The following is a 26,181-nucleotide window of genomic DNA, read 5'->3' as shown; positions in this document are numbered from 1 at the left end:
GTCTGCAAATATGCTGTCCGACAGACTATATTCATTGCAGATTATCTGTGCAACTTCGCATGATTCGTTATCATGAGAGTCATGACAGGAGAAGAACGAGCCGCCACAGCGGACAGGACGCACAGCCCGGTTCCCGGCGACTTCGGCTGGAACCTCGGCATGGTCCTGCGCGGGTACCAGTCAAAGTTCGAGGAGGCCGTCACCGGAATGCCGGAAGGCATCCGCGGCTACCAAATCCTCTCCGCCGTCGTTCATCGGGACCCGCCGAACCAGCAGGCCCTCGGGTCCCACTTGGCAATCGACCGCACTGTCCTGACCTACATTCTCGACAAGCTCGTGGCCGCCCGGCTGGTGGAGCGCGTCCCCGCCGCGAACGACCGGCGTGCACGGAAAATCGTTCCCACCGCGCAGGGACGCGCCGCACTCTCGGAGCTCGAGGTCCGCGTCGCACGTGCTGAGCAGGACCTGCTCTCCGGCCTCTCGCCGGAGGACGTGCGCACGCTTTCCGCCCTGGTCGAGGTGTTGGCCATGGGAATCCACCGCGCGCAGCCGAACTCCAGCCCGTGCGAGGCGATGGATCACCTGCCCTAGACTCGTCAGCATGTGGATCGGCTGGATTGAGTTCGACCTGCTCCTGGGCGACGTGCATTCGCTCAAGGAAAAGCGATCCGTGCTGCGGCCGATCATCGCCGAGGTGCGGAAGCGGTTCGATGTCTCAGTGGCGGAAGTCGGCCAACAGAACCTCTACCGGCGGGCCGAACTGGGCATCGGGCTGGTAGGCGGCGACCGGGCCCATGTGGTCCAGGTGCTGGACACGGCCGAGAACTACATTGCCTACCGCCCCGGCGTGGACCTGCTCAGCACGCGGCGGAAAATACACTCCAGCGACGACTGAGCCCGCACCGCGCCGCTGCAAACCGGTTTTGCAGCCCGCCGATGAGCATCGACCGGTGTGGATATTGGTAGCGTTGGTCACGCCCATGATCCGTGCCACATCCGGAGGCTCTGTTGACTACCCCCGCCACCGACGAGCAGTTTTCCACCGTCGAGGAGCTTGTCCGCCACCGCTATGCCTCAGACAAGGCGTCGCAGCACCTTGGCATCGAGGTGCTGGAGGCCGAAGAAGGCCGTGTAGTAATGTCCATGGGCGTCCAGGACTACATGCTGAACGGTCACCACATCCTGCACGGCGGCTACCTGTTTACGCTCGGCGATACGTGCTTCGCGTTCGTTTGCGAGTCGCTGGGCCGGCCGTCGGTCTCCCGTCAGGCGGAAATAACGTACATCGCGCCCGGCGCGGCCGAAGCCCGCCTGGTGGCCACCGGCGTCGAACGCACCCGCTATGGCCGCAACAACATCGTGGATATCTCCATTCACGACCATGACGGCCAGCATCTGGCCGAGATGCGCGTCTACGGCGTGCTGGTCCCGAAGAAGTAGTTCCGCCCCCCTGCACCGAAGGAGCATTCCCGATGGCCGTAGTGCCCGCGATCGATCTCAATAACGGCGTCAGCATCCCGCAGTTGGGCTTCGGCGTTTTCAAAGTGCCGCCGGCTGAAACGCAGCGGGCCGTTGAAGCTGCGCTGGAGGCCGGTTACCGCCACATCGACACCGCCGCCGCCTACCGCAACGAGTCCGGCGTGGGCGCGGCGATCAGATCCAGCGGGATCCCGCGCGAGGAACTGTTCATCACCACCAAGCTCCGCAACGGCGAACAGGCCGACGCCCGCCGGGCTTTTGATAACAGCCTGCGCGAACTCGGCTTGGACTTCGTGGACCTGTACTTGATCCACTGGCCGGTGCCCTCGCAGAACCTGTACGTGCAGGCATGGCAGGCGCTCGAAAAACTCTACGCCGAAGGCCTCAGCCGGGCCATCGGCGTCTCCAACTTCCTGTCCGAGCATCTACAGACCCTGCTGGCCGCCGGAGGCATGGTGCCGGCGGTCAACCAGATCGAGATCCACCCGACCTTCCAGCAGCGCGAAGTGGCGGCGCTCAGCCGCCGGCACGGCATCGCCGTCGAGGCCTACAGCCCTCTGGGCCAGGGCGCCGATTTGGAGAGCCGGACGGTCACCGCCATCGCGGCAAAGTATCTGGCGACACCGGCCCAAGTGGTGCTCGCCTGGCATCTGGCCAACGGCAACATCGTGATCCCCAAGTCCGCCAACCCGGGCCGGATAGCGAAAAACCTGACCGCGGCACGGCTCACGCTCGATGCGGAGGACCTGGCCGCGATCACAGCGCTTGACGCCGGCGGTCGCATCGGCGCGGACCCGGCCACGGCCGCCTTCACGCAGCTCTAGAAACGACGGTTGCCGGTGTCCGCGTTGGACACCGGCAACCGTTGGGAACCTGCTGAGCGCTAGAGCCGGCGGTACTGCGAGACCATCGGGCAGTCGAACGGGTCCCGCGCCGACAGGCCCACCTTGTTCAGGTACCGGACCACGATGCCGTAGGACTTGGGCAGCGACGTTTCGGTGTACGGGATGCTGTGGCTGGCGCAGTATTCGCGCACGATCCGGGCGGCCTTGGCCAGGTTGGGCCGCGGCATGCTCGGGAACAGGTGGTGCTCCACCTGGTAGTTGAGCCCGCCCATAAGCGCATTGATGGCGCCGCTTCCCCCGGGGGTGCGGCCAACGATGTTGCGGCTGGTCAGGACCTGGCGGCTGAGGAAGTCCACCTTCGAGTCCTTGGGGATCAGCGGCATGCCCTTGTGGTTCGGCGCGAAGGACGCACCCATGTAGACCCCGAAGACGGCCAGCTGCACTCCGAGGAATGCGAACGCGATGCCGGGCGGGAGGAAGAAGAAGATGGCCGCGACATAAAGAGTGAGCCGCGCGAACAGCACGGAAATTTCCCTCTTGCGGCCCTTGACGGGGCCGCGCGCAAACAGCGACCTGATGGAGGTGGCGTGCAGGTTGATGCCCTCGAGCATCAGCAGTGGGAAGAACAGGTAGCCCTGCCGGCGGGTGAACCAGGCCATCAGGCCGCGGCGTTCGGCAGCCTGTTCGGGCAGGAAGGAGACGGTGTCCTGCTCGATGTCCGGGTCTTTCCCGATGGTGTTCGGGTTGCCGTGGTGCCGGGTGTGTTTGTTCATCCACCACTGGTAGCTGATGCCCACGACGGCGTTGGCCAGGAACCTTCCGGCGCGGTCGTTGGCCGGACCGGTTTCGAAGACCTGCCGGTGGGCGGCCTCATGGGCCAGGAACGCCAACTGCGTGAACAGGATGCCCAGTGCGCCGGCAATCAACAGCTGGAACCAGCTGTCGCCAAGCAGTACGAATCCGGTGACCGCGCCCGCCAGCCCCAGCGCCAGTGCAACAAAGAGGCTGATGTAGAACCCCCTGCGCTTTCGCAGCAGACCTGCATCCCGCACGGTGCTCAACAGCTGGGAGTAGCCGCTGGCGGCGGAAGAACCGCGCTTGCTACGGGTAGAAGTTGTCGGTGGAGATACAGATATGCTCATGCAGCCTTCAGTGGTTCGGGTCCGACTTCCCAGCCGCGGAATAGGGCGAATGCCCCGTAGATGAAGATCACTTTACGATAACAACCTGAACGCGCCCTGAACAGGGGGTGCCGTGGTAGCGCCGTTCGGATTCCCGGCCAAAGTCCTGTACAGTAATTTTTGTAGTTGTTGTGTTGCGCATTTGATTTTGAGCAACAGGCCCTTCACCGAAGGGTTTGTGCTTCTCTGAACGGCGGACGAAAAACACCGCTGCAAGCGACCCGTGAAGTCCGCGGGCCGTGTAAATACTCGGAGGAGTACAAAATGGCAACTGGAACCGTCAAGTGGTTTAACTCTGAAAAGGGCTTCGGCTTCATCGCTCCGGACGACGGCTCGGCCGACGTCTTCGCTCACTACTCGGCTATCGAGAACAGTGGCGGATACCGCGAACTGCGTGAAGACCAGAAGGTCGAATTCGAAACCGTGCAGGGCCCCAAGGGCCTGCAGGCTGCCAACATCCGCGGCCTCTAAGACGGCAGCGGCAACGCCGCTCTAGTCTTTTCCAATGGAGCCGGTTCCCGTACGGGAACCGGCTCCATTGTTGTGCCCGGCTGTTTTGCCCCGCCGTTTTACCCGGCAATTCACTCCCACTGGCAGGAATCGCTCATCCGGGGGCAAACTTGAGGCATGCCCTTGACACCAGTGCCCGCCAGTACCGGAACCTTTTTGGCCGACATGGTCATGCAAATCCTGATGTTCACCGGCATCGCCGTGCTGTGCGTAGGGACGGCCGCGGCGGTGACCGTTTGGCTGGTGATCCGCAGGATCCGGCGCTCCCGCCGGTTGCGGAACGGGCTGCGCCGGGGGTCGCTCACCGTCCGCAGTTTCAGCAAGGATGCCGCCGGCCGCCGCCTGGCCCGCCAGCGGCTCGGATTGCAGCGCTCGGCGGAAGCGACGGAACGGACACTCGCCTCCGCCCGGGCGGAGGGCCGCCCCGTCGGGGAGCTGCCGCTGGTGGCCGCCAGGCTTGAAACGGCTTCCCGGTCCCTGGACGAACAGCTGAAGTTGGCGGAAGGCGAGCCGGTCCCGGAGGTCAAACGCTCCCTCGCCGCCAGCCTGGGCGGGCGGACCGAACAACTCACCCGGCTGTCGGGCCAACTGCGGCAACACCTGGTTGAAGCCGGGTACTCTGCCGACGCCGAACAGCTGGAACTGGCCGGCCGGCATTTGTCCCGGGAGATCGAGGCGCTGCACGCATGGTCCTCGGCCTACCGCGGTGTCCGCGACGGGCGCAGCCCCGCCGTCCCGCCCCACCCCCGGTCCGGCCCGCCGCGCCGCCAGCCCGCCCCGGCGCGGCGTCGGCCCGATCCCATGAGGAGCTAACGTGTCCATCAAGCACCGCCTTGGACGCATCATCCGCGCCAACCGCGCGGCCAGGGAGACTCCGGTCGATCCCCTGGCGGCCATAGAGGCCAGCCAGCAGCAGCAGTCCGAAGCGGTGGACCAAGCCCGCCGCAGCGTCGCGGACATCGCGGCCGACTGCCGCCGCATCGGGCTGCTGTTGGATGAGGCCAAAGCAGAGCAGGCGTACTGCGACCGCCAGGCCGAAGAGTGCGTGGCCCGCGGCGACGACGACGGGGCCCGCGAGTTCCTGCACCGGAGCATTACGGCGTCGAAGCGCGTGGAAACCCTCGCCCGGCAATATGAGCGCATGGCCGATCAGTGGCGCCGGTTGGACGGGGAGCTCGCCCGCCTGTCCTCGCGGATAGACGAGAGCCGCCTGCGGTACCAGACCCTCCAGGCACGCCACAACGTCGCTCAGGCCACGCTCGGCATGCAGCAGGCCGCCTCGGCGGCAGCCGGCAGCGCAACCGGGATGCAGTCCGCTGCCCGGGATGCCGAACGGGAGACCCGTCGCATCGAGGCCGAGGCATCCGCCCGCAACGAAATCGCATGGTCGAACCCGGACTCGCCGCAAGTGCAGGAGGCCTTCGAATGGCTGGAGGCCAGCACGGAAGTTGACGACCAGCTGGGCGCGCTGAAGTCGCGGCGCAACAAGGCGCCGGAAGCCTGATGGCCGCAGCCGCCAGGCCCGTCGTCACCGTCCTGTACAAAGACCACCTGCCGCCGGGCATGGAGGACGTGGAGGCCGCCGCGGAGGTGCGTTATGCCACCGCGGACGGCTTGGAGGAAGCCTTGAACGGCGCCCAGGTGCTGTTCCTCTGGGATTTTTTCTCCCCCGCCCTGGAGGATGCCTGGCATGCGGCCGGCTCGCTGGAGTGGATTCATGTGGCCGCCGCCGGCGTGGACAAGCTCCTGTTCCAGGAACTGCGGGATTCAGGCGTGGTGGTTACCAACGCCCGCGGCATCTTCGACCGGCCGATCGCCGAATTCGTCCTCGCCGGGATGCTCGCCTTCGCCAAGGACCTGCCCGGCCTGCTGTCTTTGCAGCGGGAGCGCACCTGGCGGCACCGTGAGACCGAACGACTGGAGTCCGGCCGCGCCCTCATCGTGGGCACCGGTGCCATCGGACGCGAGATCGCGCGTGTGCTCAAGGCCCTCGGCCTGCACGTTGCCGGGGCCGGGCGCACTGCCCGCAGCGATGACGCGGACTTCGGCGAGGTGTACGCGTCGTCGGAACTCGCCGCCGTCGTCGGAACCTTCGACTGGGTGGTGATGGTGGCACCGCTGACCGAAGAGACCCGGCACCTCGTCGACGCAGCCGTGCTGGAGGCCATGAAGCCCACGGCCCGGCTGGTGAACGTGGGCCGCGGGGCGTGCGTGGACACCGACGCCCTGGTGGCGGCGCTGCGATCCGGCGCCATCGCCGGAGCCGCCCTGGACGTGTTTGAAACCGAGCCGCTGCCGGCCGACCACGCGCTCTGGAAGATGGACAACGTGATCATTTCGCCGCACCTCAGCGGTGATGCCCGTGGCTGGCTGCCCCAGCTGGCCGGGCAGTTCGCGGACAATTTCGCCCGCTACACCCGGCAGCAGCCGTTGGAGAACATCATCGACAAGACGCTGGGTTTCGCGGCGCCCGCAGAATCCTGAACGAGCAGGGCGCTACACGGCTAAGCGGGCTTCAATGCCGTCAAGCAGCAGGTCCAGCGAGAATAGGAAGTTCTCGTCGTCGTCGATAGCTGACATGGAGGCTGCAGCAGCCGCAGCGTTCGGGAAGCGGCCGGCCGGAGCTTGGGCGTAGGCTTCTGCCCAAGCCCGAACGTCCGTTGCCGACTTCTCGCCCAGTAACTTCAGGGCAGCACTGAAACCTGTCCAGGCGAGCATAAAGTCGGCGCAAGCCCGGTAAATTTTGACAACGTCGTCACCCTCGAATCCTGCTTTTCGTAAGGTGGCGAGGATCGTCTCCACGAAGCGCATCTCGGACTCTTGCCGCGTCACACGCACGGCGGCGAGGGCAGCCACTTGGGGATGTGCCAGGTAGGCCCTGCGCCCGCGAATGAGCAACTCCCGGATGTCCTCTCGCCAGGATTGGGTTGGCTCAAAATCACGGAGGGCTTCGCCGATCAGACGGTCTGTCAGCGCCAGAAGCAGTTCGTCTTTGTCTTTAAAGTGTCTGTACAGTGCGGTGGGGTCCGCGCCCAGGGCTCGCCCGATGCGGCGGAACGTTAGTGCGGAAGCACCGGACTCGTCAGTCAGCTGCAGGCAGGCATCGATGATGATTTCGCGATTGAGCCCTTTTGCCCGCTGCCGGGGATTAGCGAGTTCCGCCTCTGCCCCCATTAGGTTTCCCGCCCCAAGATGTGCGCCACACCTGTAGCCTCGCACATCGGATGCCGTGGTGTCAGGTGGAGGAGGGCGGAGACGGATTCTCGCAATTCACTGTTCCCCAGCTACACGACTGCGTCCTGTTGGGTCCTCACTGACTCGACGATTTCACCACCACGCTCCGCAACACCGCTGGCGCGGGATACTGCGTACAGCAGCACTCCGAAAATGAGGCTGGGAATACCGATGGCCAGTCCCAAAGCATCCGTGCTGATGATACCGATCAGGCTGCCGCCGACGACCGGTCCCAGTGCAACGCCCACAATGTAGACGCCGGTGACCAGGGTTGCCACGCGGCCTGATAGATCCATCCGCGCGGCCAGCGCGAAGACCAGCGCCAGCACGGCGCCGTACATCGTTCCAGCCACGACAATGCCTGCCGACATTGTGGTTGCTTCGTCGGCTGTCAAGACCAGGTATTTGCAGATGGATCCGATGGTGATTATCAGTCCGATGGCCAGCGATCGGCCCAGGAGCTTCAGGGCAAGCGGGGAAAGCAGCGCGCCCGCGAGACCGCCGACAACGCTGAGCGAAAGGACGAGGGAAAGGTCCTCGAGTGTCATCCCGGCATATTCAGTGCCAATCACACCGGAGATGGCGTAGACGAGGTCTTCGGTCATGCTCCAAAGCCCAAAAACCAACGCCAAAATGATGGCCTTGCTCCCGAACTGGCGCCCCGAGACGGGTTTCTGGGCTACCTCGATGGGCACGTTGGGCAATCCTCCAGCGGCGAGCAGTCCGACCAGCCCTACTGCCGTCAGGATGAGCAGAATCGTGCGGAGGTCGCTGCCGAGGACCGGCACGATAGCCAGAAGTGCCGCCGCAGCCAGGCGGTTGACGATCATGACTATGTTGACCGTCTTGTCCGGATCACGGGTAGCAGCGGAAGCTGCGGTACCGGCAGCCACCACTGTGCCGGCGCCGATACCCGCAAGCACAATACCGATGCCAACGGCGGTCTCGTTCAGAGTCGCGGCGCCCACACCGAAACCGAGGGCCATAACCAGCAGGCCTATTCGCGCAACTCTGGGACGGTCTCCCTTAGCGACCAACTTGGTACAGGCGAAAATGCTTGCTGCGGTGCCCAGTGACATTGCCGTGGCCAGCGCAGAGGCCGCAGTGATGGACATGCCGAGGTCCGCAATGAGCGCCCCGATCAGCACGGGTACAAGGTTGGCCGCAAGCAGAGCCATTACCCAGGTACCAAGAAATCCAATGACTACCCTGGGCGTGAGAGGTGGGATGGAACTGGTCGGAAGCATGTGTTTCCCTTCGAGGGGCTAAGGCTAATGGAGCGATCGACACCTGTCGGTAAAGTCAACGGCGTTGTCAACGGCGCTGACTGAAGAGTGGCATAGTGGCCCACCTCACCACAACAGTCCCAGCTGTGATCTGGATCACAGTAGTGCCCCGGGGGCGCCGCGGGCCCGAAGAGTGTCACGCAAGCAAAGTCAACGATGTTGACTTTGCGGCTGATTGCCTGTCTCATGATGTGCACCTGCTCATCATTCGCACCTGACACCATCCCCGGCGGAGACGAGCAGCGGGTCGAGGAAAAGCCGCCGGCCCAGGAAAGGACCGCAAAGGAGCAGCATGACCGACTGGGTATTCCACTCCGGCAGGATCTTCGACGGGGTGCGCCTGCGACCGGACGTTACGGCAGTCGCCGTGACCGGCGGGCGGATCACGGACGTCGGCACGGACGATGAGGTGCGTGCCGCGGCCGGGAAAGCGGCGGAAACGGTAGATCTGCGCGGAAGGCTGCTGTGCCCGGGTTTTACCGACGCCCACGTACACGCCGTTTACGGCGGGATTGAACGACTCAGCTGTGACCTGTCGGAGGTCTCAGGGGCAAAGGCCGCGCTCGCGACTGTGCGGGAATACGCCGCAGCTAATCCCGACAAGGAGTGGATCACCGGTGGTGGTTGGTCCATGGCCGACTTCCACGGCGGCGCCCCTCGCAAGGAGCAGTTGGACGAGGTCGTTGCAGACCGGCCGGTGTTTCTCCTTAACCGAGACCACCACGGGGCCTGGGTCAATTCCCGGGCCCTTCAGCTGGCCGGCATCGATGCCCGAACACCGGACCCTGCTGATGGGCGGCTGGAGCGGGACAGCGACGGTAACCCCACCGGCACTCTGCATGAGGGCGCCATGGACCTTGTGGGCAAGCTGGTGCCGGAACCCACCGATGCGGAACTGGCCGAAGCACTGCTCGAGGCACAGCGATTCCTGCACGCGCAAGGCGTCACGGGCTGGCAGGAAGCGATCCTTGGGGACTATGCAGGCTACCCGGACGTCAGCCGGATATACCGGCAGCTGGCCGGAAACGGCACGCTCACCGCACGGGCCACAGGAGCTTTGTGGGTGCCGCGCACCACAACGTCGGGCAACCTCGCGGAGCTGGTGGAAGGATTCGAAGAACGGCGACGGGAGAACGGAGCTGCGGGCTTCACCACCACGAGCGCCAAGATCATGGTGGACGGGGTGGCTGAGAATCAGACAGCGGCGATGCTGGATCCCTACCTGCGCCCGTGCACCTGCACCGGAGGTTCCAACGACCACGGCGCAGCGGACTCCCGCGGCCTGACGTATATGCCCAGGGAAGTGCTCCTCGATGCGGTCGCAGCATTGGACGGTGCGGGCTTTGACCTGCACATGCACGTCATTGGAGACCGCGCGGTGCGCGACGGGCTCGATGCCATCGAGCACGCCCGCAACACCAACACAGGCGGCACCGCCAGACGGCACCATATGGCACACATCCAGATCGTCCACCCGCAGGATGTGCCGCGCTTCGCCAGGCTCGGAGTCACAGCCAACGCCCAGGCCTTCTGGGCGCAGAATGACGAGCAGATGACCGAGTTGACCTTGCCGATCCTCGGACTCGAGAGGGCTGGCTGGCAATACCCCTTCAACTCCCTCGTCTCCTCCGGCGCCGCTCTGGCAATGGGATCGGATTGGCCGGTCTCCACCCCCGACCCTTGGCAGGCTATCCATGTGGCCGTCAACCGCCGCGGCCCCGAAATGTCGGGGGAAGGGCCTCTCATACCAAGCGAGGCCCTGGCCTTGGAGATTGCCATGGCCGCCTATACTTCCGGTTCAGCAAGGCTGAACCGCCTTGATCAGGGCGGCCTGCTCCGGGTGGGCGCGTTGGCGGACCTGGTGGTACTGGACCGCCAGCCCTTCGATCTGGCTTCAGAAGACCTGCACACCGTGGCTGCCGCCATGACCATGGTGGGCGGACGCGCCGTGCACTACCGCCAGCAGGCATGGGCATAAGAGGTGGCCACCACTACAGATTCGGCCCCGGGTACAAGGAGCATCATTCCCGAGGGCAATGATGCACCCGAATGGCCTTCGAAAGGTTCGCCCTCTAGCGGATCTGCTCACCGGTGACGGCGTCGATCAACACGTCGGCGCTGGAGCCGTCTTCGCGGTCGATTTCGATCTCCCACACCGGGAGGCCGTCCTCATCCCCCAGCGTCACTTCGTCCACGTTCCCCGGTTCGGCTTCCGCGGCGGTGACAAGGGCCTCGGACATGGAAACCCTGGTTTGCTCCAACTCTCGGGCCTGCTCCGGTTCGGCACCCCCGGATTCCCGTTGCTCAAGCACCTCGCTGCCGTCCGGCGAGACCTGCACCTCGAGCTCGGCATCGACGTCGAAGACGTCCACCTCCCAGGCCTGAAGCCGGTCGCTGTAGTCGAGTTCGATCGCGGAACTGCCGCGGACGGCATTCACCGCGGTTTCGACCGCGGCCCGCGCATTGCGTTCACCGGGCATGGCAGATCCTGTGCCGCCAGGGCTCGGGTTGCCGGCCCCGGCCGGGGTTTCGGCCGGCTGGGCCTGGCCGGGTTCGGGCTGGGACACGTCGTCTCCGGTGGCGTCACAGGCCGACACTGTAACGGCCAGCCCGGCAGCCATCGAAAGGGCGATGAAAGTCTTCCTCAGCTGTTCCATAGACCGATTCTCCGCCCCGGCAACCGGCTTGGCCATCCCCGGGCCCTCCGCCGCCCCGGCAAGCACGACAACATGTGTCGCTGTCCTAGACTGGCATCGAATGCCCCCGAGTGATCAGGAGTAGGATTTTGGCCGACAACCCGACGTACCAGAACGTCACCTTCGAATCCGCAGGCACCGAGGCCCATGGTTATCTGGCCGTACCCGAGTCCGGGTCCGGCCCCGGCGTCATCGTCATCCAGGAGTGGTGGGGCCTGGTGGACCACATCCGAGATGTTGCCGACCGCCTCGCCGCCGAAGGTTTTGTCGCGCTGGCACCGGACCTCTACGGCGGACGTATCGCCCACGACGGCAAGGAAGCCGCCGCAATGATGTCGAAGCTGCCGGAAGAGGAAGGCGCCCGGCTGCTGGCCGGCGCCGTGGACTACCTGCTGGCCCACGAGTCAGTCACCAGTTCCACGGTGGGTGCCATCGGTTTCTGCATGGGCGGCGGCTTTGTGCTGGCGCTGGCCGCGCAGCAGGGAGAGCGCATCAGCGCGGCCGTGCCGTTCTACGGTGTGGGCCAGGGCGTGCCCACATCGTACGAAGGGGTCCGCGCCGCCATCCAGGGCCACTACGGCGAACAGGATAAGTCCTACCCGGTGGAGAAGGCCAAGGCGCAGGAGGAGCAGATCCGCCGCGAGTCCGGCGCGGAAGTGACCTACTACTTCTACGACGCCCCGCACGCCTTCCACAACGACGAGAACCCGCAGGGCAACTATCGTCCCGAGGAGGCCAAGCTGGCCTGGAGCCGGTCCGTGCAGTTCCTCAAGGACAAGGTCAAGTAGCTTCGGGGATTATGGGACGACGTCGGTGCTCACCCGGGCACCGACGTCGCCTTCCTTCTCTCGCAAGGCTCGGACGGCCGCCGCACACTGCTTCAAGACCATCTCCGACGGAGAAGCCGACCGGCAGGATGGGGCAGTCCGATGCATCACTCCGCTTCGGATGACTCCCGCTCTGGCGTGAGATAGAGCTTCCGCAGGGTTTCGTGCACCGTCCACGTGGTGCGCATCCCTGCCGAAAGCAGCATCAGGGAGCCTGGGGCCAACGGGACCGCCGTCCCGGCGGCGTCATGGGCGTCGTCGTGGTGGAACGCCACGGTGGCGCTGCCGGAGACGACCAGAAACAGTTCATCGGCTTCCGTATCGTTCATGCTGCCGGTGGACATTTCCCAGACGCCAACGCCGAGGTCGCCCAGCCGGCCCAGGCCATGCAGGCCGCTAGTCGGCGCGCCCTCGGCCACGTGGGCAGCCGGCACGGGCAGATGGTCCAGGGTCAGGTCGGTAATATTCAGCGGCAGCCCGGGAATCAGTGTGTTCATCAGGAATCAAACCCCAATCCGAGCGCATCCAATGTTTTCAGCCATAGGCCCCGCCGGCCTTCGTTGCGGTCGGCGCGTGCCAACTCGTGCCGGGTGAGGTTGATCCCCGCGGCGCGCACCGGTTCGGGCGGGAAGGGAATGGCGGGGCGCCGTACCATTTTCAATTCGGTTCGCTCCGTTCGCATGTTCGCCAAAAGGTCCAGCATAGTATCGGCCGCGAAGCGACTGGCCCCGACGCCCAGTCCGGTATGGCCGATGGCGTAGGCGACCTTCTGTCCGCAGGCGGTGCCGTAGGCCGCGGAGAACCGGGTAGATGTATCGATGACCCCGCCCCATGCGTGGCTGAACTCCACGTCCAGTTGTGGAAAGGTCTGAAAGAATTGCTCGGCGAGCAGCCGAAAAGTCTCCGGACGGCGTTCCAGCTCCGGCGATATCCGGCTGCCGTAGTGATAGATCGCGTCATAGCCGCCCCAGAGGATCCGTCCGTCCGCGGTAACACGTGAGTAGTGGAACTGATTGGCCGCGTCGGTCAGCCCTTCACGCCCCGCCCAGCCGATAGCTTCGAACTGCTCTGCGGTCAGCGGTTCGGTGGCCAGCGCATAGTCGTACACCGGGACCGAAGTGAGCCGGTTGCGTCGCAGCAGGGACGGGAAGGCGCTGGTGGCGAGGATGACACGGGCGGCCGTCACGCAGCCGTACGGGGTTTCGACTTCCATCCGGTCGCCGGCCTCTGTCAGTGCCTCGGCAGGAGTGTGCTCGAAGAACGTCACTCCCTCCCCTTCCAGGTGTTGCCGCATGCCGCGGGCCAAGCGGTACGGCTCCACCAAATACGTTCCTACCGGGTCGAAGACGCCGCCGATGAATACCGGCGAGTTGATCCGCTCCCGAGTCTGCTCCGCGGACAGCAGTTGAAGCGGCCGGCCGAAGCGCCGGGCGGGTTCCACGGCTGCCTCCAGGTCCCGCAACTCGTGTGGTTGGAGGGCCACCTGGAGCTTGCCGGCGGTGCACAGACCGCCGTCAATGCCGGCCTCGTCCAGCTCCGCCTTGAAGTCGCGGAGGTTTTGCAGGCCGAGTCGTTCCAGCACGTCGGCTTCCTGGGGCCAGCGCGCCAGGGCGTTTGCCAGGCCGTGGGTGATGCTGTATGAAACAAATCCACCGTTGCGCCCGGAGGCCGCATGGCCAACGCCATGCGAATCTACTACCGTGATGGCCCAGTCCGGATGCCGTTTTCTCGCGCGCATCGCCGCCCAGAGCCCGCCGAAACCGGCCCCGACCACCAGCAGGTCGCAGCGGTGCTGTCCGACCATCTTCTCTCCGGAGGATTCCTCCACGCCCTCGAACCAAACGGAGGAATACTTCGCCTGTGCCAGGGACCGCTCCGCCCGATGGCTGCTCGTGACGGTGGCCGTCATGCCTGCACCAATCGTCCGTCACGTTCGTCGGCCGCTGCCAGCTCGGCCGGCCGCTCGGCTGCCGGCCCGAAGCCACCGCCACCGGCGGTCTCCACACGGACAATGGTGCCTGCCTGCAGCGTGGTCGAGGTTTTGGTGCCGACCACAGATTCGGTGCCGTCCGGGGCGACGACGGTGATGCGGGTCGGTTGTGCAGCTGTTCCACCGGCTGCCCCCTGCGGGGCGAAGCTGCCGTTGGTCTGCTCGGCGTAGAAGGTGGCACGCTGAGGGTGGTCGAGGATCTCGTATTCGCGGCGCAGCCCCATGCCGCCGTTGAACTTGCCCGTGCCTTGGGAACCGGGCACGAACTCGTTCCTTAGGATGCGGATCCGGTAGTTCGTCTCCACGACCTCCGCGGGCATGACGCCCACATTCGACATGTAGGTGTCCACGCCGTCGACGCCGTCGCTGAATCTGGTGGCTCCGGTGCCGCCGCCGACCACGTCTGCCATGACCGCGGGGCGGCCGGTGACGGGTGACGTGCTGCCCACGTTCATGCAGAAAAAACTGACGGTGCTGCTGCCGACGGCTTCTTCCGGCCAGAGATCGGTCAGCGCACGGATCAGCGTGTCCGCAAAGCGCTGGCACGTGTTGTGGCGGATCGACACCGCTGCGGGAGCCTCCGGGTTTAGCACGCTGCCCTTGGGCGCGATCACCTCCACGGCCCGCAGCAAGCCGTCATTGGCGCCCAGATCCGGGGCAACAACGGCGCGGACAGCATAGACGATGCCGGCGCGGGCGCTTGCCCAGGGAACGTTCATCGCTCCCCGGACCTGTGCGCTGGAGCCGCTCAGGTCGATGGTCAAGGTGTCGCCCCGCTTGCTGACCTTTGCATGGATCCGGGTGGGTGGCCCGTCGATCCCGTCGTCGTCCAGGAAGCCCTCGGCCTCGCCGGTACCGTCCGGCAGATCCGACAGTGAGTTCCGCACGGCCTTCTCGACAACGTCGAGGGATTTGACCATGACGGTGGAGACAACCTCCATGCCGTACTGATCCGCCAGTTCGTTGAGCCGCTGGTATCCGAGCACGCAAGCCGCCCGCTGCGCCCGCAGATCGCTGACCGTGCTCAGCGGATCCCGGATATTGTCCGTAATGATGGAGATGACGTCGGGGTTTTCCTCTCCGGCGATCGACAGCCGGACCGGGGGCAGGATGAGGCCCTCGGCATAGATGTCTTCCAGTTCCGAACCTTCGCTGCCGGGATTGACCCCGCCAACGTCGATATGGTGTGCTGCCGTGCCGCTCCAGCCTTCGATTTTGCCGTCGATAAAAATCGGCGTGACCACGTTGACGTCGGGCAGGTGCATGGCACCCAGGAAGGGGTGGTTGCAGATGAACGCGTCGCCGTCGCTGATTCGCCCCTCCCAACGCTCAATAATTGCCTTGACCACTAGCGACATTGCGCCGAGTTGCGCCGGAATATAGTCCGCCTGGGCCACGAGGTCCCCCTCCGGGGTGAACAAGGCACAGGAGAAGTCGTCCATGTCGCGGATGATCGGGCTGTAACTTGAGCGTTTGAGGATCACCCCCATTTCCTCGGCGATGGAATGCAGCGCCGAGGAAATGACTTCGAAAGTCACGGTGTCTACTGTTGTCTGCTGCTTGGTTGATGTCATGGCTACTTCTGGTCCTCCGTGATGACGATGTCGCCGTTGGCGGCGACCGTGCCGGTCTGCCCCGCGAGCATGACGGTCGTGGCGTCCATTTGCGTGATGATGGCGGGGCCGGCGATGACGTTGCCGGCCCTGAGCTTGGTCCGGTCCAAAATGGCGGTTGGTATCTCTCCGCTGCCGGGCAGGCGGACCAGCCGGGACCCGACGACGGCGTCCGGCTCGGGCTGTTCGGGCCCCTCGGGGATAACCGGGCCGTCTTCCTGGTGCTCGAAGCGGCCGGTAACGGCGATGCGTACGGTCACTATTTCCACGGTTTCTTCCGGCGAGCTGTGACCGTAGAGTTCACGGTGCGCCGGGTGGAACCTGTCCGCGATCTGCGCGAGGCTCTCAACGTCCGTGCCCTCCAAATTCACCGTCAGTTCATAGCCCTGCCCCAAGTAGCGGGCATCCACAGTCACCAGGACTTCGACGGTGTCCGCGGAGGCCCCGTCCTCGACGACCTGCGCGGTCAGGGCCTGCCGCCGATCTTGCAGCCAGTCGGCGATTGGCGGCAGTGCCGCGGGGCCGAAGGGCTTAAGCACCGTCTGGGCATCATCGACGCGCAGCCCGGCGGCGAGCAGTCCGTCCGCAGAAAAGAGCCCCGGTTGCAACGGCACCACCACGCTGGCCAGCCCCAGATGGCGCAGGAGCATGCCCGCGTGCAGCGGACCGGCGCCGCCAAAGGGGAAAAGCGTGAAGTCGCGAGGGTCCAGTCCGCGTTCGACACTGACCTTCCGCACCGCTCGAACCATATGGGCCAGCGCGATGGCCAAGATTGCCTCGGCGGCCTCGCTCACGTCCATGCCCAGTTGCCCGGCGATCTCCTTGACCGCCCTTTCCGCGGCAGCCTTGTCCAGGCGCAGGTCCCCCGCCAGGCTTTCGGTGCCCAGCGTGCCCAGCACCACGTGGGCATCGGTAAGCGTCGCCTCGGTGCCGCCGCGGCCATAGCTGGCGGGCCCAGGGACTGCCTTGGCGGATTGCGGGCCCACACGCAGGCGCTGGGCGCGGTCCACCCAGGCGATGCTGCCGCCGCCGGCTCCAATGGTGTGGATGTCTACGGTGGGAGCGATCAGGACGTGGTCCTGGACATGCTGCATGCTCGTGTAGGGCGCCTGGGAGTCGCGGATCAGGCACACGTCGACGCTGGTGCCGCCCATGTCGAGGCTGATGACGTTTGCCAGTCCATGCTGTTCTGCTGCGCGGATCAGCCCGCTCACGCCGCCGGCCGGGCCCGAAAGAATCAGCCGGTGCGCCTGGCGTCCTGCCCGTTCCGCGGGCACGGAGCCTCCGTTGGACTGCATTACCTGGAACGGGGACGTGACGCCCCTGTCCGCCAGCGCGTCGGCCGCGCGTTGCAGGTAGGCGGCCACCACGGGACGTAGCGCGGCATTGATCACGGTGGTTGCCGTTCGCGGGTACTCGCGAAACTCCCGCGCGATGTGGCTGGAAATGCTGATAGGGGTGTCCGGGAACCGTTCTGCCAGCGCGGCCAGAAGTTTTTCCTCGTGCGCCGGATTGAGGTAGCTGAACAGCAGGCTGACGGCGATGGCTTCTGGCTCCACTTGGGCCACGGCGTCGACGACGGCCGCGACGTCATCGTCTCGCAAGGCGGTCAGGATGTTGCCGTCGCTGCCGATCCGCTCGTCGACTTCAAACCGCGAGAAGCGGTCCACAAGTTCGCGGGGACGCTCGGGGGAAAGACTGTACACGTTCGGGCGGCTGCCTTGGCGGTAGGCGAGCACATCCCGAAAACCCTTCGTCGTGATCAGGGCGACCTTCGCCAGGTTTCCGGTCAGCGTGGCGTTGGTGGCCACGGTGGTGCCGTGGCAGATGAGGGCGACGTCGTCCAGGTTCAGGCCCTGCGCCTCCAGCTCCGCCACGGCGTTGGTCAGGCCCCGGGACGGGTCTTGGGGAGTGGAGGCAGTCTTGGCCACAAGCGAGGCACCGTCGGAGGAGCGGGCGATGGCATCGGTGAAAGTTCCGCCGGCATCGATGCTGACGGTCCAGGACGGGTGTGGAGACATGAAGATCCTTATTTTTTGGGCGTGCTCGAGCGGCACGGAGGCCGTGAGGCCACTGTGAATATGGGAAAGCAGTGATGGTTCCTGCCGGCCTAGGCTTCAGCCAGCTCCAGCGCAGGCGGTGCCTTGCGGAAACCGCGGGTTATGACGGCCAGGTACAGGGCGCCCACGATCATCCATGCGATGCCCACGGTGAAGGCCGTACCGGAAAGGCTCGTCCAGAGCCAGGCGCACAAGGCGACGCCAACCAGCGGCGCAGCCAGGTAGCGGAGGGCGTCATATCCCGAACGACGGCGTTCGTCGACAAAGTAGTGTTTGACGACGGCGATATTGACCATGGTGAAGGCGGCCAAGGCACCGAAGCTGATCAGCGAAGACGCCAGCGTCAGATCGATGAACAGTGCGACCAGGCCGATGGCGCCGACGATCAGAATGGCATAAACCGGAGTGCGGAACCGTGGGTGAAGGTAGCCAAAGACTTTTCTTGGCAGGAGTCCGTCGCGCCCCATGGAATAGAGGATGCGCGACACGGTCGTCTGTGAGGCCAGGACCGCACCGAAACAGCCGGCTATGTAAGCGGCTGTGAAGAACGCCTCGAGGAAGCTGCCACCGGCGACTGCCATGACATCCAAGGCCGCGGAGTCCACGCTGGAGTAAGCGTTCCAGTCCGGGAAGGCCAGATTGGCGATCAGCGATATGACCACAAAGAGCAGTCCGCCGGTGAGGGTCACCAGAATGATGGCCTTCGGGATGACCCGGCGCGCATCGACAGTCTCCTCTGCCAGCGCGGAGACCGCGTCGAAGCCGAGGAACGACAGGCACAGGATGGCGGAACCGGCGAAGATGACCGCCGTACCGGGGCCCTGGCCGATCAGCATATCCACGATGGACGGCATCGGATTGCCGGACGCAGCGCTTAGCGCCATGACGGCGAACACCACGAGGAAGACCGCCTGCACGCCCAGCAGGATGCTACTGGTCTTGGACACGAATTTGATGCCGAGGACGTTAAGGACCGTGACCAGGACAAGGGACAGGATGATCCAGACGGGCTGCGGAATGGACGGGAAACTGGCGCTCATGTAAATCCCGATCACCAGGTAGGTGATCATCGGCATCAGCAGATAATCCAGCAACAGCGTCCAGCCGCTCAGGAAGCCGACGTTGTCGCCGAGTGTCCTGCGCGTGTAGGTGTACGCGGAACCCGCTTGGGGGAAGGCCCGGACCATCTTTGCGTAACTGGCCGCCGTGAACAGCATCGCCGCCAAAGTGACCAGATAGGAGGAAACGATGTGACCCTCGGTGAGCTGGTTCACGATGCCGTAGGTGGTGAATACGGTCAGCGGGATCATGTACGCGAGACCAAACAGAACGGCCGAAGGCAGGCGAAGGACTTTCTTCAGTCCCGTCCCTTGTTCGGTGCTTGTTGCAGTGGACATGTTTTTCCTGACGATCAGAGGTGACAATTGCCGCGCGGATGATTTCCCATTCTTGGGATCGCCGACTCGTCCGTCATGCGTCATTCGACGTATTGCGTCAAGACGGTCGCGGCGGCACGAACCGTGAGATGGCGCCGTAGGGCGCGGGCGTCAGGGCCACCGATGCGCCGTTTTGGAACTGGTAAGTGACCAGCACCTGCCCCAGGGTGGGATCGTTCGTCCCATCGGGATAGCTTTGTGCCGACTGGCCGTCGCCGAAATAATAGATACCGTTGAGCCCCCGGTAGGCGCTGGTGCGCAGGAGCGCCGCAGTCTGTTTCGGGTCGGCTGAGCCCAGCTCCGCCCATGCCAGTGCCAACAGCCGTACCTGGTCGTAGGCAGCGCTTGCCTGCGAAAGGCCCGGCTCGATTCCGTAACGCAGCGTGTATGCCCGCAGGAAGTTTTCGGAGAACGCATCGTTGTAGCGGGACGTGACCGAACTCCAGACCGCCCCGTCGGCGCGGGGGCCCAACAGTTCGGCAAACCGGGGAATAGAAGCACCGTAGATGTAATAGGTAAGGCCGTCGAAGCCGCTCGCCCGCAGTAGCGCCTGAAGGCGTGCAATTTCTTCTGGAATAAAGTGGGCGACCAATACCAGTGATACGTTCTCGTGTTTGATGTGTTCCACGATTTTTTCCCAGGCGGGATTATCGAGAGGGACTGAAAAGTGGGAGGAAATAGCCCAATCGTTCTTCGCTGCTGAGTCCACGAACTCGGTCGTGGCAATTCTCGTGCTGTCGGATTCCAATTCAACGACCGCAATTTTGCGGAAGTCGGGGCGCCAGGCCGCTGCCGATTCCAGTTCTCCAAGAAACCTGATAAATGCCTTGGCATAGTAGGTTTCAGACGGGCAGGTTTGGAAAACCATTCCGTATCTGGTGGGATTCCTGCGCACCATGTCGACCTGCTTTTCAAATGTGGCCGTGTGCAGGAAAGGACGGCCATAGTCGGCCGCCATCTCGATCAGGAAAGGGTTCTCACCGCTGGCATAACTGGTGGTGATGGCCTGAACATTTAATGCGCACAGTTCCGCCATCGCCTCCCGGACCCGGCCGGGGTCGAAGATGTCAGCGTCGACGACCGCGTGCTCAAGCCGTCGTCCCGCTATTCCTCCCTGGCTGTTGAGATTCTCAATAGCCAGGGCGGCCCCGCGGACCAATTCTTCGCCGTCTGCGGCGGCACGCCCGGACAGGGGCGCCAGCGTGCCGATGATGAACGGCCGCTTCTGCGGCGACAGCTCCTGCAGCAACCTGCTTGATATCTGGGTCTGGTCCATACTGTGAGCAAATCCCTGGACAGCCGCAGGGGTAATTTGCGCGACGCCGGAGATGCCGCCGGGGATTGGCAGGACTATGAGGTCGGCGTCCACCACCAGTGAGGCCAGACCTGCCCGCCCGGCCTGGCCCAGCTTCTGCAAAAGCCGTTCAATCTGGGTCGAGACTGTACGCGGGCGCGTACCTAAGCGCGCCGCAATTTCAGCGTTCGTCAATCCCAGGGCGACCAAGGTCAGGACTTCCAACTCGCGAGCCGTGATGCCTTGCGGTGGTTCCGTGGGCCCGTAGCTGAGCTGTGTGTGGTCCTGCCTGCCGGCATCTTTGCGTACTCGTTCCAGCGACACCGCCAGCCACTGGCCCCGGTGGCGGTACAGGAATTTCACGGACGACCGATTGGTGAGCAGAAAACCACGGGCGTACCGCACCAGCTCAGCCGGGATCTCTTGGTTTGCCGTTTGGAGAGACAACCGTCCCGCATTGTCCACGGTGGCTTCAACATGCTGCCCCGGCCGGGCCTCCCACCTCTGTGATCGCATTCACCCATTGTGACCGCCTCGGGCCCACTTTTCCGCGGCGGCGGTCTCCGGCCACGACGTCGTGCCCGCCCAGCGCAGTCCTTCGGTTCCCCTCCCCGAGCGGCGCGGGGAACCGAAGCCATGTTGTTCTTTTACGGGGGCCGCTACTCTGTTGATCATGAAGCCCGAGGCGGCGTTGGTCGGCTGGCTGCTCGACTCCGATCCGGCACTGCGCTGGCAGGTCGAACGGGACCTCGCACATGCGCCCCCCGAACAATGGGCCGCGACAAAAGCGAAGGTGGCCACCGAGGGCTTCGGCGCGCGGCTGCTCGCGCACCAAGACCCCGATGGACAGTGGGCGGGCGGGGCCTATTTCCCCAGCGACTTCGACTTCCAGGGGCCGGAAGCGGCCGAGGGCGCCGGACAGCCGTGGACCGCCACCACCTGGTCGCTCAATTACCTCCGGGACTGGGGCCTCGACGCAACAGCGCTCGCCGGCACGGCCGACCTGCTCGCCGCCAACAGCCGCTGGGAATACGAGAACCTGCCCTACTGGGACGGCGAGGTGGACTGCTGCATCAACGCCTTCACCCTGGCCAACGGCGCCTGGCTGGGTGCGGACGTGGGCGGGATCGCCACCTGGTTCATCGAGCACCAACTGCCCGACGGCGGCTGGAACTGCGAATGGATCGAAGGTTCCACCCGCTCGTCCTTCCATTCCACACTCAACACCTTGAAAGGGCTGCTGTACTACGAGTCCGTCGCCGGGGGCTCCGACGATCTCCGCGCCGCCCGCCACGCCGGAGAGGAGTACCTGCGGGAACGCCGGCTGCTGTACACCCGGTCGACCGGCGAACTCGTCGGGCCTTGGGCCGCGCATTTCGCCTACCCGTTCCGCTGGCTCTACAGCGCACTGAATGCCGTGGATTACTTCAGGTCGGCCACGCTCCACGACGGCACGGCTCCCGATCCCCGGCTCGCCGACGCCGTGGAGGTGATCCGTGCCGCGCGCCAGCCGGACAGCACCTGGCTGCAGGAACGCCGCCACCCCGGCCGCGTATGGTTCGACGTCGACGTGCCGCCGGGTGAGCCGTCCAAGTGGCTTACGTTCTACGCCACGCGCGCGCTCGCTTGGTGGGACGGGGCGGAAGCCCTCCCGCCTGCTCCGGGCTACCGGTCCGAGACCGTGTGACCTTGGTCGCGGTCGCTTCAGCAGGATGAGCCGACCGGGTGTGAAGGACACCGGGAAGCTCGATGTCAATCAATTGTGAGGCGGTGATGCCACCGGATTCCCACCAATTTGCCGGGTGCAATCTCCGTGGCTATCCTTGCCTTATCCACGGGCCTCCCGGTCTAGTCTCTGACCGGTTGTAGATAACGGGTGGACACTTCTTTTTGTTACGAACTAGGGAGTTCTACATGCATTTAACGCCCCGTGAGCACGAAAAACTCATGATTGTGGTCGCCGCCGACCTTGCCCGAAGGCGCCGGCAGCGCGGCCTGAAACTCAACCATCCCGAAGCGGTGGCCCTGATCACCTATGAACTGATCGAGGGCGCCCGCGACGGCCGGACCGTCGCGGACCTGATGAGCTACGGGACCACGATCCTCTCCCGCGGCGACGTCATGGATGGCGTGGCGGAGATGATCGCCGATGTGCAGGTCGAGGCCACTTTCCCCGACGGCACCAAGCTGGTCACCGTCCATAACCCGATCCGCTGAGCCTGAGGAGAGACCCATGAAACCGGGAGAATACATCCTGCGCGGCGAGCCCATCATCTGCAACGAGGGCGCCGAGACCCGCATCATGAACGTGACCAACCGGGGCGACCGGCCGGTTCAGGTCGGTTCGCATTACCACTTCGCCGAGGTTAATCCGGCGCTCGATATGGACCGGGTCGCCGCGCGCGGCTTTCGGCTGGACATTCCGGCGGGCACGGCCGTGCGATTCGAGCCCGGCGATGCGCGCAGTGTGCACCTGGTGGAGATCGCCGGGAACCGCGAGGTCTACGGCTTCCGGAACCACATGAACGGGTCGCTGGGCGCCAGCGTCCCCCCGGCCTACACCGACGCCATCGGCGGCACCGCCGGCATCAACGCCGAGGCTGAGCCCGAACTGGCGGCCGAATACGACATCGACCTGCCCAACGTCGGCGTCGAGGCGGCCGGCTTCCACACCACGTACGGCATGGACCTGGTCGACGAATCCCGCGGCCCGAAGGCCGGCGGCGCCGCCAAGAAGGCGGGCGGACGCGGCGAGGCCGCGGAGCAGACCGAGCAAAATGCTGCGGAGAAGACCGACGGCGGCGGGGAGGAACAGCGATGAGCTTCGAGATGAACCGCAGGCACTATGCGGAGATGTACGGGCCGACTACCGGCGATGCGATTCGGCTGGCGGACACCGACCTGCTGCTGGAGATCGAACACGACTACACCCGCTACGGCGAGGAAGTTGTCTTTGGCGGCGGGAAGGTCATCCGGGACGGCATGGGCCAGAACGGACAGCGCACCCGCGACCAGGATATTCCGGACACGGTCATCACCAACGTCGTCGTGCTGGATTACAGCGGCATCTACAAGGCCGACGTGGCACTGCGGGACGGGCACATCTTCAAGATCGGCAAGGCCGGCAACCCGGACATCTCCGACGGCGTCGACATCACCATTGGTGCCGCGACGGACGTGATCGCCGGGGAGCACAAGATCCTCACCGCCGGCGGCATCGATACGCACGTGCACTTCATCAGCCCCGACCAGGTGCCGGTGGCCCTGGCGAACGGCGTCACCACCCTGATCGGCGGCGGCGCCGGGCCGTCGGATGCCTCCAAGGCGACCACCGTGACGCCGGGGCCGTGGCACATCGGCCGGATGCTGCAGGCGGTGGACGACCTGCCGATCAACATCGGACTGCTTGCCAAGGGCCACGCCAGCGCGCGCGGTCCGCTGGCCGAGCAAATCCGGGCCGGGGCCATCGGCTTCAAGGTGCACGAGGACTGGGGCGCCACAACCTCCTCGATCGACATGTCGCTGCGGATCGCCGACGAGTTCGACGTGCAGGTCGCCATCCACGCGGACACCCTCAACGAATGCGGTTTCGTGGAGGACACCATCCGCGCCATCGACGGCCGCGTGATCCACACCTTCCACACCGAAGGCGCCGGCGGCGGGCACGCCCCGGACATCATCCGCGTCGCCGGGCTGCCCAACGTCCTGCCGGCTTCGACCAACCCGACCCTGCCCTACACCACCAACACGCTCGACGAGCATCTGGACATGCTCATGGTCGCCCACCACCTGAACCCGGACATCCCCGAAGACGTAGCCTTCGCCGACTCCCGGATCCGCAAGGAGACCATCGCCGCCGAAGACGTGCTGCACGACCTCGGCGTCTTCTCGATCACCAGCTCGGACGCGCAGGCCATGGGCCGCGTCGGCGAGATGGTGCTGCGGACCTGGCAGGTGGCGGATGCCATGAAGCGCCAGCGCGGCAAGTTCGAGCAAGACCCGGAAATCGGCGACAACTTCCGGCTCAAGCGTTACGTCGCCAAGTACACCATCAACCCCGCGCTCGCCCACGGCATCGCCGACTCCGTCGGCAGCGTCGAGGTGGGTAAGTTCGCCGACCTGGTGCTGTGGGACCCGGCCTTCTTCGGCGTCAAACCGGAAATGGTGATCAAGGGCGGACAAATCGTGCAGTCCATCATGGGCGATGCGAACGGTTCCATCCCTACCCCGCAGCCGCGGACCCTGCGGCACAACTTCGGGGCGTTGGGCAGCGCCGTGCACTCGTCCTCGATCACGTTCATGCCGAAGATCGCCATCGACGAGGGCATCCCGGACCGACTGAACCTGCGCCGGACCGTCCGCGCGGCCCACGGCATCCGCACCCTGACCAAGGCAGACCTGAAGTACAACGGGGAGACGCCGGACATCCAGGTCGACCCGCAAACCTACACCGTCACGGTCAACGGTGAAGTAGCCACCTGCGAGCCCTCGACCGTGCTCCCCATGGCCCAGCGCTACTTCCTGTTCTAAACCGAGCCATACCTTGAAAGGACGTAGTCAATGATTATTGAGCGCGTCATCGCCAACCGGCACGATCTTCCGCACACGGAGCTTGCCGGCCTGCACGAGGAGAAGGTAGCACTTCCCAGCAGCGAACTGGTCAAACGCGTCCAGCGCGTGACCACCGATCACGGCCGCGAAATCGGCATACGCCTGGCCACCCCGGGAGACCTGCGCGACGGCGACATCCTGTTCCGCGACGAGTCGAACGTCATCGTCGTCAGCGTCCTGCCCACGGACGTGCTGGTGATCGCCCCGCGCACCATCCGGGAAATGGGCGTGGTGGCCCACAGCCTGGGCAACAGGCACCTGCAGGCGCAATTTTTCGACGCCGGAAGCGACTACCGGGCGGAGGTCATGGTGGTGCAGTACGACCACACCGTCGAAGACTACCTGCAGCACGTGCAGGTGCCCTACTCCCGGCAGGAGCGGGTCATGCCCGTGCCGTTTCGACATGCCGAACACACGCACTGAGGCACCCGGGCGCCACCCGTCGTCGTACCTGCTGCCCCTGCTGCAGCTGGCCGACTCCGCCCTGCCCACGGGCGCCTTCAGCCACTCGTTCGGGCTGGAGACGTTCCTGTCACGCGGGCTGGTCCGCGACGAGAAGACCTTTGCGGTCTGGCTCGGCCAGTTCATCCACACCCAGCTGACATACAGCGACGGCCTTGCCATCCGGCTGGCCCTGGAAGCCCGCTCGACGGCGGAACTGCGGGAGCTGGACGCGATGCTGGCGGCGCAGGCCCTGCCGCGGCAGGTGCGCGAGGCGGGCGTGAAAATGGGTGCGCGGATGCTCCAGATTGCCTCGGTCATCCTCGACAGCGACGAGATCGAGCAGTACCGCGAGGACGTCGCGAGCGGCGAATGCAGCGGACATCCGGCGCTGGCGTTCGCCATCGCCGGGCGAAGCCTGCACGTTCCGCTGCCGGAACTGCTGGGCACCTACCTGTTTTCGACGGCGACCTCGCTGACGCAGAATGCCATCCGCGGCATCCCGATCGGCCAGGACGCCGGGCAGCGGGTGCTGCGCCAGGCCCATCCGGAGATCACCGTCGCAACGGCGAGGATCGCCGGACTGGGACGCGGCGACTTCGGCGCCGCCGCCCCGGGACTGGAAATCGCCCAAATGCGCCACGAGCGCCAGCGCGCCCGCATGTTCATGTCCTGACC

The 26,181-nt window shown here is 65.1% G+C and carries 25 protein-coding genes and 1 pseudogene; 16 read left to right on the top strand and 10 right to left on the bottom strand.

Annotated elements, in window-relative coordinates; all coding sequences use genetic code 11:
* Window positions 1-81: 81 nt before the first annotated feature.
* From AC5RVG_RS09710 to AC5RVG_RS09695, 4 genes are all read left to right on the top strand, one after another.
* On the top strand, window positions 82-591 hold the full coding sequence (locus AC5RVG_RS09710; protein WP_494013686.1) for a MarR family winged helix-turn-helix transcriptional regulator: 510 nt from the start codon (window positions 82-84) through the stop codon (window positions 589-591).
* 10 nt (window positions 592-601) lie between these two features.
* Window positions 602-895 carry a DUF503 domain-containing protein gene (locus AC5RVG_RS09705; protein ID WP_494000918.1) on the top strand — a complete coding sequence of 98 codons (294 nt, stop codon included), beginning with the start codon at window positions 602-604 and terminating at the stop codon, window positions 893-895.
* 113 nt (window positions 896-1,008) lie between these two features.
* Window positions 1,009-1,440, top strand: coding sequence for a hotdog fold thioesterase (locus AC5RVG_RS09700; protein WP_494013685.1), 432 nt, complete (start codon window positions 1,009-1,011; stop codon window positions 1,438-1,440).
* Window positions 1,441-1,472: 32 nt separating this feature from the next.
* Window positions 1,473-2,303, top strand: coding sequence for an aldo/keto reductase (locus tag AC5RVG_RS09695; RefSeq protein WP_494013684.1), 831 nt, complete (start codon window positions 1,473-1,475; stop codon window positions 2,301-2,303).
* Window positions 2,304-2,362: 59 nt separating this feature from the next.
* Here AC5RVG_RS09695 and AC5RVG_RS09690 read toward each other — a convergent pair whose 3' ends face one another.
* Complete coding sequence (locus tag AC5RVG_RS09690; protein ID WP_494013683.1) at window positions 2,363-3,466, bottom strand: fatty acid desaturase family protein; 1,104 nt, start codon at window positions 3,464-3,466, stop codon at window positions 2,363-2,365.
* A gap of 303 nt (window positions 3,467-3,769) precedes the next feature.
* Between AC5RVG_RS09690 and AC5RVG_RS09685 the strand changes: the two genes are divergently transcribed.
* The 4 genes from AC5RVG_RS09685 to AC5RVG_RS09670 all read left to right on the top strand — a co-directional run bounded on the left by AC5RVG_RS09685 (window position 3,770) and on the right by AC5RVG_RS09670 (window position 6,499).
* The gene (locus AC5RVG_RS09685) at window positions 3,770-3,976 is read left to right on the top strand and encodes a cold-shock protein (protein ID WP_127512299.1); all 207 of its coding nucleotides are present in this window, start codon (window positions 3,770-3,772) and stop codon (window positions 3,974-3,976) included.
* Window positions 3,977-4,132: 156 nt separating this feature from the next.
* Window positions 4,133-4,828, top strand: coding sequence for a hypothetical protein (locus AC5RVG_RS09680; RefSeq protein WP_494013682.1), 696 nt, complete (start codon window positions 4,133-4,135; stop codon window positions 4,826-4,828).
* A gap of 1 nt (window position 4,829) precedes the next feature.
* On the top strand, window positions 4,830-5,519 hold the full coding sequence (locus AC5RVG_RS09675) for a PspA/IM30 family protein (RefSeq protein WP_494013681.1): 690 nt from the start codon (window positions 4,830-4,832) through the stop codon (window positions 5,517-5,519).
* Window positions 5,519-6,499 carry a D-2-hydroxyacid dehydrogenase gene (locus tag AC5RVG_RS09670; RefSeq protein WP_494013680.1) on the top strand — a complete coding sequence of 327 codons (981 nt, stop codon included), beginning with the start codon at window positions 5,519-5,521 and terminating at the stop codon, window positions 6,497-6,499. Before AC5RVG_RS09675 ends, AC5RVG_RS09670 begins: the two co-directional genes overlap by 1 nt.
* 12 nt (window positions 6,500-6,511) lie before the next feature.
* Here the strand turns inward: AC5RVG_RS09670 and AC5RVG_RS09665 are convergent, their stop codons facing one another.
* Entirely contained in the window at window positions 6,512-7,189 is a 678-nt protein-coding gene (locus AC5RVG_RS09665) for a TetR/AcrR family transcriptional regulator C-terminal domain-containing protein (RefSeq protein ID WP_494013679.1), read from the bottom strand.
* 110 nt (window positions 7,190-7,299) lie between these two features.
* Entirely contained in the window at window positions 7,300-8,496 is a 1,197-nt protein-coding gene (locus AC5RVG_RS09660; RefSeq protein ID WP_494000926.1) for an MFS transporter, read from the bottom strand.
* 331 nt (window positions 8,497-8,827) lie between these two features.
* Here AC5RVG_RS09660 and AC5RVG_RS09655 point away from each other — a divergent pair, with 331 nt between their 5' ends.
* Window positions 8,828-10,513, top strand: coding sequence for an amidohydrolase (locus AC5RVG_RS09655; RefSeq protein WP_494013678.1), 1,686 nt, complete (start codon window positions 8,828-8,830; stop codon window positions 10,511-10,513).
* 94 nt (window positions 10,514-10,607) lie between these two features.
* Here AC5RVG_RS09655 and AC5RVG_RS09650 read toward each other — a convergent pair whose 3' ends face one another.
* A complete protein-coding gene (locus AC5RVG_RS09650) occupies window positions 10,608-11,192 on the bottom strand; it encodes a PepSY domain-containing protein (protein ID WP_494013677.1) in 585 nt (194 codons plus the stop codon).
* Between the two features lie 125 nt (window positions 11,193-11,317).
* On the opposite strand from AC5RVG_RS09650, the gene AC5RVG_RS09645 reads away from it, so the two are divergent.
* The gene (locus AC5RVG_RS09645) at window positions 11,318-12,019 is read left to right on the top strand and encodes a dienelactone hydrolase family protein (RefSeq protein WP_494013781.1); all 702 of its coding nucleotides are present in this window, start codon (window positions 11,318-11,320) and stop codon (window positions 12,017-12,019) included.
* Window positions 12,020-12,165: 146 nt separating this feature from the next.
* Here the strand turns inward: AC5RVG_RS09645 and AC5RVG_RS09640 are convergent, their stop codons facing one another.
* The 6 genes from AC5RVG_RS09640 to AC5RVG_RS09615 form a co-directional block, all read right to left on the bottom strand.
* Window positions 12,166-12,555 (bottom strand): cupin domain-containing protein, encoded by a 390-nt coding sequence (locus tag AC5RVG_RS09640; protein WP_494013676.1) that lies wholly within the window; start codon window positions 12,553-12,555, stop codon window positions 12,166-12,168.
* Window positions 12,555-13,967: an NAD(P)/FAD-dependent oxidoreductase gene (locus tag AC5RVG_RS09635; protein WP_494013675.1), complete on the bottom strand. Its 1,413-nt coding sequence runs from the start codon at window positions 13,965-13,967 to the stop codon at window positions 12,555-12,557. The genes AC5RVG_RS09640 and AC5RVG_RS09635 overlap by 1 nt, the downstream gene beginning before the upstream one ends.
* Window positions 13,964-15,622, bottom strand: a complete 1,659-nt coding sequence (locus tag AC5RVG_RS09630; protein WP_494013674.1) for a hydantoinase B/oxoprolinase family protein — start codon at window positions 15,620-15,622, stop codon at window positions 13,964-13,966. Before AC5RVG_RS09630 ends, AC5RVG_RS09635 begins: the two co-directional genes overlap by 4 nt.
* A 2-nt stretch (window positions 15,623-15,624) precedes the next feature.
* On the bottom strand, window positions 15,625-17,682 hold the full coding sequence (locus tag AC5RVG_RS09625; protein ID WP_494013673.1) for a hydantoinase/oxoprolinase family protein: 2,058 nt from the start codon (window positions 17,680-17,682) through the stop codon (window positions 15,625-15,627).
* Window positions 17,683-17,771: 89 nt separating this feature from the next.
* The gene (locus tag AC5RVG_RS09620) at window positions 17,772-19,202 is read right to left on the bottom strand and encodes an APC family permease (protein ID WP_494013672.1); all 1,431 of its coding nucleotides are present in this window, start codon (window positions 19,200-19,202) and stop codon (window positions 17,772-17,774) included.
* Between the two features lie 13 nt (window positions 19,203-19,215).
* Window positions 19,216-20,967: an ABC transporter substrate-binding protein gene (locus tag AC5RVG_RS09615; RefSeq protein ID WP_494013671.1), complete on the bottom strand. Its 1,752-nt coding sequence runs from the start codon at window positions 20,965-20,967 to the stop codon at window positions 19,216-19,218.
* 157 nt (window positions 20,968-21,124) lie between these two features.
* Here AC5RVG_RS09615 and AC5RVG_RS09610 point away from each other — a divergent pair, with 157 nt between their 5' ends.
* The 6 genes and pseudogenes from AC5RVG_RS09610 to AC5RVG_RS09585 all read left to right on the top strand — a co-directional run bounded on the left by AC5RVG_RS09610 (window position 21,125) and on the right by AC5RVG_RS09585 (window position 26,179).
* A complete protein-coding gene (locus AC5RVG_RS09610; RefSeq protein WP_494013670.1) occupies window positions 21,125-22,138 on the top strand; it encodes a squalene cyclase in 1,014 nt (337 codons plus the stop codon).
* Between the two features lie 227 nt (window positions 22,139-22,365).
* Complete coding sequence (locus AC5RVG_RS09605) at window positions 22,366-22,668, top strand: urease subunit gamma (protein WP_494013669.1); 303 nt, start codon at window positions 22,366-22,368, stop codon at window positions 22,666-22,668.
* A 16-nt stretch (window positions 22,669-22,684) separates the two neighbouring features.
* Window positions 22,685-23,119 (top strand): annotated as a pseudogene (locus tag AC5RVG_RS09600) (urease subunit beta); the annotation flags it as partial.
* 149 nt (window positions 23,120-23,268) lie between these two features.
* Window positions 23,269-24,981: an urease subunit alpha gene (gene ureC, locus AC5RVG_RS09595; RefSeq protein WP_494000933.1), complete on the top strand. Its 1,713-nt coding sequence runs from the start codon at window positions 23,269-23,271 to the stop codon at window positions 24,979-24,981.
* A gap of 30 nt (window positions 24,982-25,011) precedes the next feature.
* On the top strand, window positions 25,012-25,485 hold the full coding sequence (gene ureE, locus AC5RVG_RS09590; protein ID WP_494013668.1) for an urease accessory protein UreE: 474 nt from the start codon (window positions 25,012-25,014) through the stop codon (window positions 25,483-25,485).
* Window positions 25,466-26,179, top strand: coding sequence for an urease accessory protein UreF (locus AC5RVG_RS09585; protein WP_494013667.1), 714 nt, complete (start codon window positions 25,466-25,468; stop codon window positions 26,177-26,179). The genes ureE and AC5RVG_RS09585 overlap by 20 nt, the downstream gene beginning before the upstream one ends.
* Window positions 26,180-26,181 lie beyond the last annotated feature (2 nt).

Source organism: Arthrobacter senegalensis, assembly GCF_059091765.1.
This window is presented reverse-complemented; position numbering and strand designations above follow the sequence as displayed.